Genomic DNA, 14,339 nt, shown 5'->3' on the forward strand with positions numbered 1-14,339 from the left:
TTCTTGATTAACAATTGAGGCATCGCTGCATTTGGCGCGGCGTGTCCAACCCCCAAAAAAAAGGCCCCGCCGAAGCGGGGCCTGGTCCGGAATCAGACCCGGAAAGCGACGGGATTACTTGCCGAAGTCGTACTTGGCCTGCACGTACACGGTACGGCCGTAGACGTTGTACAGGTAGTTGTTGAACGGCGTGCCGGAGGTGCCCTGATAGCTGTGGGCCTGCTGCTCGGGCATCTTGTTGAACACGTTGTTGACCATCAGCGACAGGGTCAGGTCATCCTGCACGCGGTAGTTCACGCTCAGGTTGTAAGTGGTGTACGAAGCCCACTTGCCTGCCTTGTAGCCCGACGCACCATGGGTGTACTCGTAGCCGTTCAGGCCCGCCAGGTAGTTCGGGGTGTGGCCGATGTAGTTTGCGTACAGCGTGGTGGTCCACTTGTCCAGCGACCAGGCCACTGACGCGTCGGAACGAACCTTGGCGTAGCTGTCGTAGTTCCACATCGACTTGGGGTTGCCCAGCAGGTCCTGGAAGTCCTCGCCCGGCTGCGCCTGCACTTCACGCTTGAGCATGTTGGTGTAGTTGCCCGAGAACTGCAGCGAACCGAAGCGGCCGATGTCCTGCAGGTACTTGAAGCCGACGGTTACGGCCTGCAGGTTCTGGCGGGCCACGTTCATCTTCGGGGTGTACAGCGAGCTCAGGTTGCCTGCCGAATCGCGCACGACCCAGTCAGCCACGTTCTGGCAGGTGGCCGAGGAACCGTTCGGCAGGCCGTTGCGGCAGTAGTATTCGGCCAGCAGCAGCTGGTCGGTGCTGGCCGTGTCGACTTCGTTCTCGATCTTCCAGTTGTAGTAGTCGGCCGAGATCGACAGGTTCGCCATCGGCGCCCAGACGATGCCCGCGTTCCAGACGTCGGCGGTGATCGGCTCCAGGTCCGGGTTGCCGGCACGTTCGGAGTAGACCGAGACGCTGTCCGCGTAGCGGCAGGCGTCGGTGTTGCCCGGTACGTAGCCCAGCTCGCCGCAACGGTAGTAGTCGGTGGAGTTGGCGGCGTAATAGCCGCTGCGGCCCTGGAACGCGTCGGGCAGGGTCGGCGCGCGGAAGGCGGTACCGTACTTGCCGCGGAACAGCAGGCTTTCAATCGGACGGAACTCGACACCCACGCTGTAGGTGGCCTTGTCGACGGTGTTGTCGGCGATCTTGAAGGCGTCATAGCGACCGGAAGCGGTCACCGTCAGCGACTCCAGCAGCGGCATGCGCAGCTCGCTGGTCACCGCGTAGTTGCTGCGATGGCCGTTGCCGGCAACTGCCGACGAGCCCCACACGTCGCCGTCCAGCAGGCGCTGGTCCGGGCTGTAGTCCCAACCTTCGCTGCCGCCTTCGACGACCACGGCCAGGCCGGCATCGCCGCCCGGCAGCGAGAACAGCGAGCCGTTGGTGACCTGCGCGCGTGCCAGGTTCTGCCAGGTGCGGCTGTGATTGGTGGTGTAACCGGTGAAGCCAGCGAAATCTTCCGGCGAGATCGGCGAGTAGAACGCGCCCCAGTTGGTGTTGTAGATGCCGAAGCCATCCTGGGTGCCCAGCTGCGGGCCCAGCACCTTGTCGGCGAAGTAGCTGTTGATGGCATTGCCGAAGCGCTGGAACTTGCTCTCATCCAGGCGGTATTCGCCACGGGTGAAGCTCAGGCTGTAGTCCCAGTTGCCGACTGCACCCTTGCCGCCCAGGGTGACCTGGTAGGCACGGCTCTTGTCGTTGTTCAGGATGCCCTTGTAGCCTTCGCCGCCGATGTCTTCCGGAGCGAACGCGCGCTGCAGGTTGACCAGCTTGCCGGAGGCCTGGTCATAGAAGCCGCCCATGGTGCTCTTGGTGCCCCACCAGAGGTAGTTGGAGCCCGAGGTGTATTCGGTCTTTTCCTTGCTGTACAGCACGTCGGCGAACAGCTGGAAGTTGTCGTTCACGTCGAAGGTCATCGACGAGTAGAACTGGCCGCTGTCCTTGCCGTTCTTCAGAGTCTTGTAGCCGGCGCCGAAGACCGAGCCGCAGGACTGGCCCGTCGGGCGGTTGGCCAGCACGGTGGTGCCGTCGAACTGGCCGGCAACGTTGGCGCAGTTGCTCGGGTCCATCATGTACAGCGCGTTGGTCTTGGCGTCGATGACGGCGAAGTCGTTCGACGGCAGCTGCGCGGTGTAGCCGTTCGCGTTGTTCTGCTTGGTCAGGTCACGCTGGTAGCCCCAGATCGGGTTGCTGCTTTCGATCTGCACGTTGACCAGTGCATTGAAGCGGTCGTCCAGCGCCGAGAAGCCGTGTGCACCGCTGACGCGGAAGCTGCTGCCACCGCCTTCGGTGGACGTGCCGCCACGCACGGACAGGCTGCCGCCTTCCATGTGGTCCTTCAGGATGATGTTGACCACGCCGGCGATCGCATCCGAACCGTACAGGGAGGACTGGCCACCCGGCAGGACTTCGATGCGCTCGACGATGTCGATCGGAATGCCGCTGATGTTGTTGAACGCGTCGCCGCCGTTGTACAGCGCCGGGTAGGACATCATCGGGCGGCCGTTGATCAGGTACTTGGTGTAACCCGGATTCAGGCCGAACATGCCAGCGGCTTCAGCGCCCTGGGTGAACGAAGCGGAGGTCTGGCCGCCCTGGATGCCGCCGGTGGTCAGCGAGGACTGCTGCAGCACCTCGGCAACGCTGTTGAAGCCGCGCGACTGGATGGCTTCAGCGCTGATGGTCATGACCGGGGTCTGGGTCTCAACCTGGGTCTGCGGGATCAGCGAACCGGTGACGGTGATCTTATCCAGGTTGGTGGCCTTGTCCTGGGCCATTGCCGGCGAGGCGGCAACCAGAGCGGAGATCAAGGCGACAGCGAGGGTATTGCGACGTGCGGAATTGCGAAGGTCTTTCATGTAGTTCCGTTCAAAGAGCAAATACGAGTACGGCACTGCGCATGCGCCATCGTGCGTGCTGCAACAACCAGCCGCGGAGCCCAAAACCAGTGCTCAGCGAACGTAACATGAACTTAACAATCTGTGCACGAATCTGTAGCAATCCTGAATTTCAGTCAGCGTACGTCCAGCTAGTATGATGTTGGGTTCTTCTTATCGATTCACCCCGGAGTCCGCAGTGAACAGTTCTTCCCGTCGTCCGCATGCCAGCCAGGTGCAGAAGGGACTGGCGCCGCATGCGCGCATCCGCAACGTGATCGCGGTGGGCTCGGGAAAGGGTGGGGTGGGCAAATCGACCACGGCGGTCAACCTTGCCGTTGCCCTGCAGCAGCTTGGCGCGCGCGTCGGCGTGCTTGACGCGGACATCTACGGCCCCAGCGTGCCGGCGATGCTCGGTCTGTCCGGTCGCCCGGAAAGCCCCGACAACAAGAGCATCGAGCCGATGCGGGCATTCGGCGTGGACACCATGTCGATCGGTTATCTGGTCGAGGACGAGACGCCGCTGATCATGCGCGCGCCACGCGCGACGGCGGCGCTCACCCAGCTGTTCGAAGACACGTTGTGGGACGACCTGGACTATCTGCTGATCGATCTGCCGCCGGGCACCGGCGACATCCAGCTGACGCTGGTGCAGAAGATCCCGCTGGCCGGCGCGGTGATCGTCACCACGCCGCAGGACATCGCCACGCTGGATGCGAAGAAGGCGCTGAAGATGTTCGAGAAGGTCGAGGTGCCGGTGCTGGGCGTGGTCGAGAACATGGCCGTGCATACCTGCAGCAACTGCGGGCACGTGGAGCACCTGTTCGGCGAGGGGGGAGGCGAGCGCATGGCGGCGCAGTACGGCGTGCCGCTGCTGGGCTCGCTGCCGCTGCAGATCGGCATCCGCGAGCAGGGCGATGCCGGCACCCCGATCACCGCCGCGCAGCCGGATTCGGCCGCGGCCCAAGCCTACCATCGCGCTGCCCAGCGTCTGGTCGAGGAGGTGGGCAAGCGCCCGCGCGCCTCGATCCCGATCCTGTCCTCGCTGCTGTAAGGGCCCGCTGGCGGGGCTGCGGCGGCGACGCCCGGCCCCCTGCTAGAATCCTCGCGCCCCCTTGCACCCAGGACAGAGCATGAGCATCAAGAGTGACCGTTGGATCCGCCAGATGTCCGAACAGCACGGCATGATCGAGCCGTACGAGGCCGGGCAGGTCAAGCAGGTCAATGGCGAGCGCATCGTCAGCTACGGCACTTCCAGCTACGGCTACGACGTGCGCTGCTCGCGCGAGTTCAAGGTGTTCACCAACATCAACTCGACGATCGTGGACCCCAAGCATTTCGATCCGGGCAGCTTCGTCGACATCGTCGGCGACGAGTGCATCATTCCGCCCAACAGCTTCGCGCTGGCGCGCACGGTCGAATACTTCCGCATTCCGCGCGACACCTTGGTGGTGTGCCTGGGCAAGAGCACCTATGCGCGCTGCGGCATCATCGTCAACGTGACCCCGCTGGAGCCGGAGTGGGAAGGCCATGTGACCCTGGAATTCAGCAACACCACGCCGCTGCCGGCGCGCATCTACGCCAATGAAGGCGTGGCGCAGATGCTGTTCTTCCAGTCCGATGAAGTGTGCGAGACCTCGTACAAGGACCGCGGCGGCAAGTACCAGGGCCAGACCGGCGTGACCCTGCCGCGCACCTGAAGGTAGCGCCGGGCGATGCCCGGCGTTCTGCGTGATCACGAAGGCGGCGCATGCGCCGCCTTCGCTTATTTGCCGCGACCGAACAGGATCGCGATGCCTACGGCCACCAGGCCGAGCGGCCACCAGGTCAACAGCAGGCGCGACAGGTTCAGGTTGGTCCAGCCCAGGTTGCTGGCCAGCATGAACAGGCCGATCAGGATCAGCAGGATGGCGGCAACGATATTGAATCGCATCGGGTCGGCACTGGCTCAGGAATGGGCCGGATATCCTAGCCGTTCCTTCCAGTAGGCGACATGCTGGTCCAGCGCTGCCGGCTCATAGCGGTGCGCCGGGCCGCTGCCCCAGACCGGGCCGGGCCATGCCGGATCGCCGTCATGACGCCCGATGACGTGGAAGTGCAGCTGTCGCACGATGTTGCCCAGCGCGCCGATGTTGATCTTCTCCACCCCGTCGGAGCCCTTCAATGCCTTGCAGGCGCGGTTGAGCTCGGTGCGCAGCTTGTCCTGCTGTTCACCGTCCAGCTCGATCCATTCGGTGACCCCGGCCAGGCGCGGCACCAGCACCAGCCAGGGGAATCGTTCGTCGTTCATCAGTCGCACTTGCGACAACGGGCCTTCGGCCACCAGCACGCTATCGGTGGCCAGGCGTGAATCGAGTTCGAAATCGCTCATCCAAGATGCTCCGAGAAGAAGTCCAGGGTGCGTTGCAGCGCCAAGGCGGCGCTGTCTGGATCATACGCATGTCCGACCTCGCGGTTGAAGGCATGGTCGGCCGGATAGACGTAGGTCGCCATCTGCGGCAGCTTCTCGCGATGGGCCTGGATCGCCTCCGGCGGGATGCTCTTGTCCTGCGCGCCGAAGTGGAACATCACCGGCGCCTTCGGCGCTTCATCCAGGAACTGCACGTTGCGCGCGCCGTAGTAGCTCACCGAGGGCAGGCCCAGGCGCAGCGCGGACAGCAGCGCGACGCTGCCGCCCCAGCAGTAGCCGACCGTGCCCACCTTGCCGTGCGGGGCCAGCCGGGTGGCTGCGGCGCGGATCACTTCCAGCGCCTTTTCCATGCCCAGGGCGGTGACCCGTTGCAGGCCATCCTTCACGCCTTCGGGGCTGTAGGGCAGGGCGTCCGGGTCGGCCTCGGGGCCGTCCACCAGGTCGAAGAACGACGGTGCCAGTACCGCGTAGCCCTCGGCCGCGAAGCGTTCGGCCACGCTGCGGATGTGCGGGTTGGCGCCGAAGATTTCCTGCACCACCACCAGTGCGGCGCGGGGTTTGCCCTCGGGCAGTGCCTGCCAGGCGCGGACCGGGCCGTAATGCGTGTCCAGGGTGGTCCATTCGGACATCGGGGGGTACCTCGTTGCAGGGGACAGGCCTGCATTGTCGGTGCTGGGCGGGTTAGCGCGATGTCAGCGGCTGTGCGGGATCGGGCGGCTCACACGATTCAGAGGCCGCCCCCCAACCCCGGTATACTGGCGCCCTTTCAGGCCCCGGCCCCCAGGTCCCCCTGCCATGCCGGCAGGGGCCCAGGCCCCCAGAGTCCCGCGATTCCATGTCCCAGCTGAACCCCAAAGTCGGCTTCGTCAGCCTTGGCTGCCCGAAGGCCCTCGTCGATTCCGAGCGCATCCTCACCCAGCTGCGGTCGGAAGGCTACGACATCGTCCCGTCCTACGATTCGGCCGACGTGGTGGTGGTCAACACCTGCGGCTTCATCGATTCGGCGGTGACCGAATCGCTGGATGCCATCGGCGAGGCGATGAACCAGAACGGCAAGGTCATCGTCACCGGCTGCCTGGGCAAGCGCCCGGAGCAGATCCGAGAGGCGTACCCGAACGTGCTGGCGGTATCCGGGCCGCAGGATTACCAGAGCGTGATGGAAGCCGTGCACGCCGCGCTGCCGCCCAAGCACGACCCGTTCGTGGATCTGGTGCCGGACTACGGCATCAAGCTGACCCCGCGTCACTACGCCTACCTGAAGATTTCCGAGGGCTGCAACCACCATTGCAGCTTCTGCATCATCCCGTCGATGCGCGGCAAGCTGGTCTCCCGTCCAGTGGATGACGTGCTGCGTGAAGCCGAGCGCCTGGTGCGTGGCGGCGTGCGCGAACTGCTGGTGGTTTCGCAGGACACCTCGGCATACGGCGTGGATGTGAAGTACGCCGAGAAGATGTGGCGCGACAAGGCCTACCAGACCCGCCTGAAGGCACTGTGCGAAGGCCTGTCTGAACTGGATGCGTGGGTGCGCATGCACTACGTCTATCCGTATCCGCACGTCGATGACGTGGTGCCGCTGATGGCCGAGAACCGGATCCTGCCCTACCTGGACATCCCGTTCCAGCACGCCAGCCCGCGCATCCTGCGCCTGATGAAGCGCCCCGGCGCGGTCGAGAAGACCCTGGAGCGCGTGCAGAACTGGCGCCGCATCGCGCCGGACATCACCGTGCGTTCGACCTTCATCGTCGGTTTCCCGGGCGAGACCGAGGCCGAGTTCGAAGAGCTGCTGTCCTTCCTGGACGAAGCGCAGCTGGACCGCGTCGGCGCGTTCGCCTACTCGCCCGTCGAGGGCGCCACGGCCAACAACCTGCCGGACCCGGTGCCGGAAGAAGTGAAGCAGGAACGACTGGCGCACTTCATGGAAAAGCAGGCGCAGATTTCCGCTGCACGCCTGGAAGCCAAGATCGGCACGGTGCAGCAATGCCTGGTCGATGCCATCGAAGGCGATATCGCGGTGGCCCGTTCCAGGGCCGATGCGCCGGAGATCGACGGCCTGGTGCATATCCAGAACGCCGACCAGGTGGCGCTGCGCGTGGGTGAGTTCGTCGACGTGGAAATCACCGAGAGCGACGAGCACGACCTCTACGGCGACGCACTGCCGCCGGCCACGCGCCCGGCATTCGACCTCAAGGTGCTGTGACCGGGGCGGAGGCTGCTGATGGCGGCCCCCGCCGCTTCGTGGCACCGCTGCGCGCGGCGGTGGATCGGTCTGTGTTCGATCATCCGCTGTTTGCCGGTATCGCCGAATTCGCTGATCTGCTGACCGCAGCGGACTGGCCGCGCGTGTCCGACCTGGACGCGCGCCTGGCGCTGCCGGGCAAGCGCCTTGTTGAACAGGATGCGGCGCTGCTGGCCGACGGCCTGCACTATGAAGCGCGCATCGCCGACGGGCGTATCGCCACCCGTGCCGACAACTGGCACGACCTGTTCAATGCCCTGGTCTGGGCGTGCTACCTGCCAATCAAACGCGCACTCAACACGCAGCAATGCCGGCACATCGAACGCATGGCCGCAGGACAGCGCAACCGCGCGCAGGCCGCGCTGACCCAGTTCGATGAAACCGGCATGGTGGTGCGGGTGCGCGACCGGGCATTGCTGGCAGCCTGGGATGTTCACGATTGGCGCGCGCTGTTCGAACCGAGCCATTGGCAGTCAGGGCGGATCGCCATTGCCGCTGTATTTGGTCACGCCTTGATGGAACAGGCGCTGCTGCCGGGCCGGCTTCTGGTGGGCAAATGCATCGTGCTGCAGGGCGATGACGATGCGGGCTGCATCGATGCGGTTGTGCAGGCGATCGACGAGGGCAGGGTGCTGCTCGATCCTCTGCAGCTGCGGCCGCTGCCATTGGCGGGCATTCCGGGTTGGCACACCGATCAGACATCAGCCTTCTACGTGAACGACGATTACTTCCGCCCACTGCGCGAAGGCCGTCGTTACCCGCCGCCGCTGCCGCTGCCGTAGACCCGAGCCCGTGCCCGGCTGATCGCCGCTGCCCGCCAGAGGCTCAGCCCTTGGCCGCAGTCTCGTACTCGACATCGATCACCGCAAAGGTGTGATGACCACTGGGCAGTTCCACCGAAAACTCATCATCCAGCCGCTTCTTCAACAAGGCCCGCGCCAACGGCGAATCGATGCTGATCCAGCCCAGCCCTGCATCGGTCTCATCCGGCCCGACGATGCGGTAGCGGCTGGTCTGCCCGCTGTCCACGTTCTCCAGCTCCACCCACGCGCCGAAGAACACCGCCTGCGGATCGGTCGGCGTGGTGTCGACCACGCGCAGCGATTCCAGGCGCTTGGTCAGGTAGCGCACGCGGCGATCGATCTCGCCCAACTGCTTCTTGCGGTAGGTGTATTCGGCATTCTCCGAACGATCGCCCTCGGCCGCGGCCGCGGCCAACGCCTTGACCACCTCGGGTCGACGTACCCGCCACAGCTCATCCAGCTCGGACTTCAAGCGTGCATGGCCGGCGGCGGTGATCAGCGCGGTGCTCTTTTCTGCGGGGGGACGCCAACGCGACATGTAATGCGGCTTCTCGTGCGGGATGAAACAACTACGGCGCGCCGTTGCCGGCGCGCCGCGAAGGTGCTGCCGGGGCTCTCAGCGCTTGCCGCCGAAGATGCCGCCCAGGATGCCGCGCACGATCTGGTTGCCCAGCTTGGTGCCGACCGTACGCGTGGTCTGCTTGGCCATCGTCTCGATCATGCCCTGGCGACGTTTGGTGCCAAAGATCGCATCCTTGATCGATTGCCCGAAGCCACCTTCCTGCGCCTCGTCCTGTTCACGGCTGCGCGCGGCCGGCGCATCGGTTTTCTCGACCGCCTTCTGCGCGCGCTGGGCAAGCAGTTCGGCGGCCGATTCGCGGTTGATGGCGGTGTCGTAGCGCGTGCCGACCGGACTACCGGCCCGCACCTGCGTACGTTCGGCTTCTGTGACCGGCCCCATGCGGCAGCGCGGCGGGGCGATCATCGTCTGCTGTACCGGCATCGGCACGCCCTTGTCCTGCAGCGTGGACACCAGCGCCTCGCCGGTACCGAGCTGGCTGAGCACCTTCACCACATCCAGTTTCGGGTTCGGCACGAAGGTCTCGGCGGCGGTCTTCACCGCCTTCTGGTCGCGCGGGGTGAATGCGCGCAACGCGTGCTGCACGCGGTTGCCGAGCTGACCGAGGATGTTGGCCGGTACGTCGTCGGGGAACTGCGAGCAGAAGTACACGCCCACGCCCTTGGACCGGATCAGCCTCACCACTTGTTCGATGCGCTGTACCAGTGCGGGGGGCGCATCGTCGAACAGCAGGTGTGCTTCGTCGAAAATGAAGACCAGCTTCGGCTTGTCGAGGTCGCCCACTTCGGGCAGCTGCTCGAACAGCTCCGACAACAGCCACAGCAGGAAGGTGGAGTACAGCTTGGGCTTGAGCACCAGCTGGTCGGCGGCAAGGATGCCGATGACACCGCGGCCATCATGGTTGACCCGCATGATGTCGGCGAGTTCCAGCGCCGGTTCGCCGAAGAAATGCTCGCCGCCGTCCTGCGCCAGGCGCAGCAGGGCGCGCTGGATGGCCGCCACCGACTGCGCGCTGACCAGGCCGTACTCGGTGGAGATGTCCTTGCGCTCTTCGGCCACCAGGCCGAGCAGGGCGCGCAGGTCGTCCATGTCCAGCAGCAGCAGGCCGCGGTCGTCGGCCAGCTTGAACACGATGTCGAGCACGCCGGCCTGGGTGTCGTTCAATTCCAGGATGCGAGCCAGCAGGGTCGGGCCCATCTCGCTTACGGTGGTGCGCACCGGGTGGCCGAGCTTGCCGTACAGGTCCCAGAACACAGTGGGGCTGGCCGCCGGGGTATAGTCGCTCACGCCGATCTCGGCCGCGCGCTTGAGCAGGTTCTCAGCGCCGGTACCCGGCACCGCCAGACCAGACACATCGCCCTTCACATCGGCCAGGAACACCGGCACCCCGATCCGCGAGAAGCCCTCGGCCAGGGTCATCAGGGTCACGGTCTTGCCGGTGCCGGTGGCGCCGGCTACCAGCCCATGGCGGTTGCCGAGTTTCGGCAGCAGGGTGACAGCCACATCGTCGGTGATGCCTTTGCCGAGCAGAATCGGATCCATGGTCCAGCCCTTGTGATGAATGTGCCAATGTTAACCGCCGACAGTGACGGGCCGAAGGTCGGCTTGCCCCGACCTTGGCAGCGCCGCTACTCTGCCTGCCTGTTTCATACACAGTGCCACCAATGCCCGTTCCTGTCCTGATTTCCCGCACCTGGCCGCTGCTGGCCCTGGCTGGCCTGGTTTCCCTGGCACCGGAGGCCCACGCACAGCGGGTTTCGGCCCGGGACAAGGTGAAGGTGGATGCACTGCAACAGCGCATGACTGCAGCCGAGAAACGCTACAGCGATGCCGTGCTGCTGGTGGCCAACGCCGATCCGAAGGGGCGCAACGAGGCCGATGCCGCGCTGGAGGACATGGAAGATGTCATCAGCGAGTGCGTGAAGCAGAAGGGCTGCCAGATGAGCAACATGCTGGCCACCTACAAGCGCCTGCTCAAGCACGATGCCGATGCCGCCGCCGATGATGACGTGGCCGATGAAGCCGGCGACCGCCTGGAAGCCGACCCGGACCATGTCGGCCCGCTGGCTGCCGACGTGCCCGAGGCGGCCCGCGCAGCGGCGCTGCTGAACGACAAGCGCCATGCCTTCGACAACATGGTCGAGTACAACCCCGCCGTGCAGGCCGGCATCCGCCGCTGGCTGACCGACATGCGCCCGGCGCTGATGACCACCTACGAGAACTACCAGAACCTGCGCGCGGTGATGTGGCCGGAATGGGAGAAGCGCGGCCTGCCCGAGGCGCTGCTGTTTGGCATCATGGCCAAGGAATCCAATGGCCGTGTACATGCGTCCTCACGTGCGGGCGCCGCGGGCCTGATGCAGTTCATGCCGGCCACCGGTCGCCGCTTCGGCCTGGGCCCGGACGGTACCGGTTTCGATACCCGCTTCGATGCGCGCAGCGCCGCTGAAGCCAGCGCGACGTACCTCAACGAGCGCATGCGCGAACTCAACAATAACGTCGAACTGTCGCTGGCCGGCTACAACGGCGGTGAGGGCCGCGCGGCGCGCGTCTACAAGCAGTACCCGGGCCAGAGCTTCTGGGTGGACAGCGTCTACAACCAGTTCCCGGGCGAAACCAAGGACTACGTGCCGATGGTGATCGCCGCGTCCTGGATCTTCCTGCACCCCCAGCAGTACGGCGTGGAGTTCCCGAAGATCAACGCGCAGCCGGCCACCATCCGCCTGGCCCGCTCGACCACGATCTACGAACTGACCATCTGCCTGGGCAGCCATGGCACCCGCGATGGCTACATGCGCGCATTGCGCAACCTCAACCCGCGCTATGAGGCCGATGGCTGGATTCCGGCAGGAACCCTCATCAACGCCACCAACCGCATCGCCGGCCTGTACACGCGCAACTGCGTCAGCGGCCCGCGTGCGGATCTGGCCCGTACCCTGATTACCGCCGACCTCAATGCCGCGATCGTGCGCCCGAGCGCCGCCATCTACACCGGCAGCGTGGCCGTGGGCGGGGTGGTGCCGGTGGCCGATCCCAATGCCGCCAGCAGCGTGCCGACCACGCCCGCCACGCCGGTGGCTGCGCCGCGCCCGGCGCCGGCCCCCCGTGCCAAGCCGGCCCGCAGCTACAAGGTCGGCAAGGGTGAGACCCTGGGCAGGATCGCCGCCAAGTTCCAGTGCGATGTGCCGGTGCTGGCCCGCGCCAATGGCCTCAAGGCCCCCGGCTACAGCCTGCGCCACGGCCAGGTGCTGAAGCTGCAGGGCTGCGACAAATAATCTCTCCGCACTCTGGATATCGCATGGACCTCGAAGACACCCGCAACCTGTTCACCAACCTCCGCGAGAACACCGACTGGAACCTGGATGCCCCGTTGCTGTGGGGGTACTTCTTCGTGCACTCCACCGCCGAGCCGCTGCAGGCACTGGCCACCCATCTGCAGGCGCAGGGCTATGTGCTGGTGGAGATGTTCGAGCAGGAGCCGGAGGACGGTGACGCTGCATTCCACGTGCTGCATGTGGAGCGCGTGGAAGTCCACGACGAAACCTCACTGGACAAGCGCAACCAGGAACTGAGCGCGCTGGCCACGCAGATGGGCGTGGAAGACTACGACGGCATGGACGTCGGCCCGGCGCCGACCCTGCAGTAACGCCCGCATCCGGTAGTGCCCGGTAGTGCCGGCCGCTGGCCGGCATTCCGTTGAAGCCATCCACGCATGGCGTGGATCTACTGGCCAAGCGTGAGCCCAGCACGGCTCGGCTCTACATGAACCTCAGCGCAGCTTCGCCAGCGCCTGGCCCAACTGCACCGGATGCTCGGCATCCAGATGCGGAGCGAATTCGGCCACGCCCGGCGGCAGCAGCACGATCACGGTCGAGCCGTAATTGAAGCGCGCCATCTCTTCGAAGCGCTGCAGGGTGATGCCGCGGCCCCGGTAATCCTTGCGGGTGATGCGGTCGCCGTAATGCGGAATTTCTTCGCCGCTCCACACCGTTTCCACACCCGACACCAGCAGCGCACCGACCATCACGCTGACCATCGGGCCGAAGCTGGTATCGAAGTGGCAGACCAGGCGTTCGTTGCGTGCGAACAGGCCGGGCACGTTGTTCACCGCGGCCGGGCCAACGCTGAACAGGCGGCCGGGTACGTGCACGGTTTCGCGCAGGGTGCCGGCCCACGGCATGTGCACGCGGTGGTAGTCGCGTGGCGACAGGTACACCGTGGCATACAGGCCCTCGTTGAACGGCTTGGCATCCTCGGCGCTGCCCAGCAGCTCGGCGGCAGTGAAGGATTGGCCCTTGGCCTGGAAGATGCGGCCTGCGTCGATCTTTCCGAGCTGGCTGATGCGGCCATCGGCCGGCATCACCAGGCTGCGCGGATCGGCATCGGCCACGCGTGCGCCGGGTTTCAGCGCGCGGGTGAAGAACTGGTTGAAGGTCGGGTAGCTGCGCGGGTCCGGGTTGGCCGCTTCATCCAGGTTGACGTTGAACTTGCGGGTGACCGTGTCGATCAGCCAGCGCGATACGCGCGGGTTGTCCGAGTACGCCAGCGAACGCGCCATCGAGGACAGCAGGCGGTGGGGCAGGACGTACGTCAGGGCGGTGGTCAGACTCATGGGGCGGATTTCTCGGTCAGCTTCTGCAGGTCGCGGGCGATCGCCGGCGCGTTGAACGGGGGCCGCACCAGGCCGGCAAGCCGGCCCTGCGGATCGAGCACGGCCAGGCTGGCGGAGTGCTCGAGGGTGTAATCCTCGGGATTCTCGTCGAAGTGCTTGCCCGGCACCTTCTGGAACACGAACCCCAGCGAGGTGGCAAAGCGCTCCAGCGAGGGAATGTCGGCGGTCGCCGCCAGGGTGTCCTTGTGGAAGCCATGGGCGTACTCGCCCAGGCGCGTGGCGGTGTCGCGCTCCGGGTCGACCGAGACGAACAGCACGCGCGGGCGCAGGCCATCGGGCAGGGCTTCCCACTGGTTCTGCGCACCGGCCAGCTCGGCCAGGGTGGTCGGGCACACGTCCGGGCAGAAGGTGAAGCCGAGGAACACCAGGGTCCAGTGGCCCTTCAGCTCGCCGGGAATCAGGCGCGTGCCGTCGGACTGGGCCAGGTTGTAGTCGGGCAGGGCGCGCGGCTGCGGGTACAGGGTGATCGCTTCGGTGGCCGGCTGCCCGGCCGGCGGCTTCGGCGCGAACACCTGCTGGGCGGCGAGCAGGCCAAGGCCCGCTGCCAGAGCGATCAGCAGGATGATGCCGACGTTGCGATTGAACATGGGATTCCGCCGCAGGAAGTGGCCACCATCATACCGGCTGCGACTGGATCGTTTCTGCCGCAACGGATGCCGGCGCAGGCGGCAACCCCTATAATCGGGGGCCACTTTGCCCGCAGTACCGCC

14 protein-coding genes are annotated in these 14,339 nt (G+C 65.7%); 6 read left to right on the plus strand and 8 right to left on the minus strand.

The genetic code is table 11. The annotated features are described in order from the left end of the window. Positions 1–114: 114 nt before the first annotated feature. Positions 115–2,910: a TonB-dependent receptor gene (locus WKB25_RS16135; RefSeq protein ID WP_025876113.1), complete on the minus strand. Its 2,796-nt coding sequence runs from the start codon at positions 2,908–2,910 to the stop codon at positions 115–117. A gap of 217 nt (positions 2,911–3,127) precedes the next feature. Here WKB25_RS16135 and apbC point away from each other — a divergent pair, with 217 nt between their 5' ends. Together apbC and dcd are read left to right on the plus strand one after the other, a co-directional pair. Beyond that, positions 3,128–3,982 carry an iron-sulfur cluster carrier protein ApbC gene (gene apbC / locus WKB25_RS16140; protein ID WP_089236336.1) on the plus strand — a complete coding sequence of 285 codons (855 nt, stop codon included), beginning with the start codon at positions 3,128–3,130 and terminating at the stop codon, positions 3,980–3,982. Between the two features lie 79 nt (positions 3,983–4,061). Next, positions 4,062–4,628 carry a dCTP deaminase gene (dcd, locus tag WKB25_RS16145; protein WP_089236335.1) on the plus strand — a complete coding sequence of 189 codons (567 nt, stop codon included), beginning with the start codon at positions 4,062–4,064 and terminating at the stop codon, positions 4,626–4,628. A gap of 65 nt (positions 4,629–4,693) precedes the next feature. On the opposite strand, the gene WKB25_RS16150 is transcribed toward dcd, so the two are convergent. Genes WKB25_RS16150 through WKB25_RS16160 form a run of 3 tightly spaced genes read right to left on the minus strand, consistent with a single transcriptional unit; the run spans position 4,694 to position 5,967 of the window. Next, complete coding sequence (locus WKB25_RS16150) at positions 4,694–4,861, minus strand: DUF5668 domain-containing protein (RefSeq protein ID WP_025876120.1); 168 nt, start codon at positions 4,859–4,861, stop codon at positions 4,694–4,696. A gap of 15 nt (positions 4,862–4,876) precedes the next feature. Next, on the minus strand, positions 4,877–5,299 hold the full coding sequence (locus WKB25_RS16155) for an HIT family protein (RefSeq protein ID WP_049447711.1): 423 nt from the start codon (positions 5,297–5,299) through the stop codon (positions 4,877–4,879). Continuing rightward, a complete protein-coding gene (locus tag WKB25_RS16160; protein WP_340571779.1) occupies positions 5,296–5,967 on the minus strand; it encodes a dienelactone hydrolase family protein in 672 nt (223 codons plus the stop codon). Before WKB25_RS16160 ends, WKB25_RS16155 begins: the two co-directional genes overlap by 4 nt. A gap of 206 nt (positions 5,968–6,173) precedes the next feature. On the opposite strand from WKB25_RS16160, the gene rimO reads away from it, so the two are divergent. Together rimO and WKB25_RS16170 are read left to right on the plus strand one after the other, a co-directional pair. Next, positions 6,174–7,535: a 30S ribosomal protein S12 methylthiotransferase RimO gene (gene rimO, locus WKB25_RS16165; protein ID WP_340571781.1), complete on the plus strand. Its 1,362-nt coding sequence runs from the start codon at positions 6,174–6,176 to the stop codon at positions 7,533–7,535. Continuing rightward, positions 7,532–8,356, plus strand: a complete 825-nt coding sequence (locus WKB25_RS16170; RefSeq protein ID WP_340571782.1) for a DUF3025 domain-containing protein — start codon at positions 7,532–7,534, stop codon at positions 8,354–8,356. The genes rimO and WKB25_RS16170 overlap by 4 nt, the downstream gene beginning before the upstream one ends. 43 nt (positions 8,357–8,399) lie before the next feature. Here WKB25_RS16170 and greB read toward each other — a convergent pair whose 3' ends face one another. Then, positions 8,400–8,915 carry a transcription elongation factor GreB gene (gene greB / locus WKB25_RS16175; RefSeq protein WP_340571785.1) on the minus strand — a complete coding sequence of 172 codons (516 nt, stop codon included), beginning with the start codon at positions 8,913–8,915 and terminating at the stop codon, positions 8,400–8,402. A gap of 78 nt (positions 8,916–8,993) precedes the next feature. Further along, positions 8,994–10,499, minus strand: coding sequence for a helicase HerA-like domain-containing protein (locus tag WKB25_RS16180; RefSeq protein ID WP_340571786.1), 1,506 nt, complete (start codon positions 10,497–10,499; stop codon positions 8,994–8,996). Between the two features lie 122 nt (positions 10,500–10,621). Between WKB25_RS16180 and WKB25_RS16185 the strand changes: the two genes are divergently transcribed. Continuing rightward, entirely contained in the window at positions 10,622–12,232 is a 1,611-nt protein-coding gene (locus tag WKB25_RS16185) for a transglycosylase SLT domain-containing protein (protein ID WP_340571787.1), read from the plus strand. A 23-nt stretch (positions 12,233–12,255) separates the two neighbouring features. Continuing rightward, the gene (locus tag WKB25_RS16190) at positions 12,256–12,603 is read left to right on the plus strand and encodes a ribonuclease E inhibitor RraB (protein ID WP_180166314.1); all 348 of its coding nucleotides are present in this window, start codon (positions 12,256–12,258) and stop codon (positions 12,601–12,603) included. 123 nt (positions 12,604–12,726) lie between these two features. On the opposite strand, the gene asd is transcribed toward WKB25_RS16190, so the two are convergent. Continuing rightward, a complete protein-coding gene (gene asd, locus WKB25_RS16195; protein WP_340571788.1) occupies positions 12,727–13,569 on the minus strand; it encodes an archaetidylserine decarboxylase in 843 nt (280 codons plus the stop codon). Then, a complete protein-coding gene (locus WKB25_RS16200; RefSeq protein ID WP_025876141.1) occupies positions 13,566–14,216 on the minus strand; it encodes an SCO family protein in 651 nt (216 codons plus the stop codon). The genes asd and WKB25_RS16200 overlap by 4 nt, the downstream gene beginning before the upstream one ends. Positions 14,217–14,339: the final 123 nt, after the last annotated feature.

The organism is Stenotrophomonas sp. G106K1, assembly GCF_037969685.1.
GTDB lineage: Bacteria > Pseudomonadota > Gammaproteobacteria > Xanthomonadales > Xanthomonadaceae > Stenotrophomonas > Stenotrophomonas lactitubi.

What these genes read in the sequence shown, in the direction of transcription:
- WKB25_RS16185 (WP_340571787.1), top strand. Translation starts at nt 10,622, where the DNA reads ATGCCCGTTCCTGTCCTGATTTCCCGCACCTGGCCGCTGCTGGCCCTG.
- WKB25_RS16190 (WP_180166314.1), top strand. Translation starts at nt 12,256, where the DNA reads ATGGACCTCGAAGACACCCGCAACCTGTTCACCAACCTCCGCGAGAAC.
- WKB25_RS16200 (WP_025876141.1), bottom strand. Translation starts at nt 14,216, where the DNA reads ATGTTCAATCGCAACGTCGGCATCATCCTGCTGATCGCTCTGGCAGCG.
- dcd (WP_089236335.1), top strand. Translation starts at nt 4,062, where the DNA reads ATGAGCATCAAGAGTGACCGTTGGATCCGCCAGATGTCCGAACAGCAC.
- WKB25_RS16160 (WP_340571779.1), bottom strand. Translation starts at nt 5,967, where the DNA reads ATGTCCGAATGGACCACCCTGGACACGCATTACGGCCCGGTCCGCGCC.
- rimO (WP_340571781.1), top strand. Translation starts at nt 6,174, where the DNA reads ATGTCCCAGCTGAACCCCAAAGTCGGCTTCGTCAGCCTTGGCTGCCCG.
- asd (WP_340571788.1), bottom strand. Translation starts at nt 13,569, where the DNA reads ATGAGTCTGACCACCGCCCTGACGTACGTCCTGCCCCACCGCCTGCTG.
- WKB25_RS16155 (WP_049447711.1), bottom strand. Translation starts at nt 5,299, where the DNA reads ATGAGCGATTTCGAACTCGATTCACGCCTGGCCACCGATAGCGTGCTG.
- WKB25_RS16135 (WP_025876113.1), bottom strand. Translation starts at nt 2,910, where the DNA reads ATGAAAGACCTTCGCAATTCCGCACGTCGCAATACCCTCGCTGTCGCC.
- WKB25_RS16150 (WP_025876120.1), bottom strand. Translation starts at nt 4,861, where the DNA reads ATGCGATTCAATATCGTTGCCGCCATCCTGCTGATCCTGATCGGCCTG.
- greB (WP_340571785.1), bottom strand. Translation starts at nt 8,915, where the DNA reads ATGTCGCGTTGGCGTCCCCCCGCAGAAAAGAGCACCGCGCTGATCACC.
- WKB25_RS16180 (WP_340571786.1), bottom strand. Translation starts at nt 10,499, where the DNA reads ATGGATCCGATTCTGCTCGGCAAAGGCATCACCGACGATGTGGCTGTC.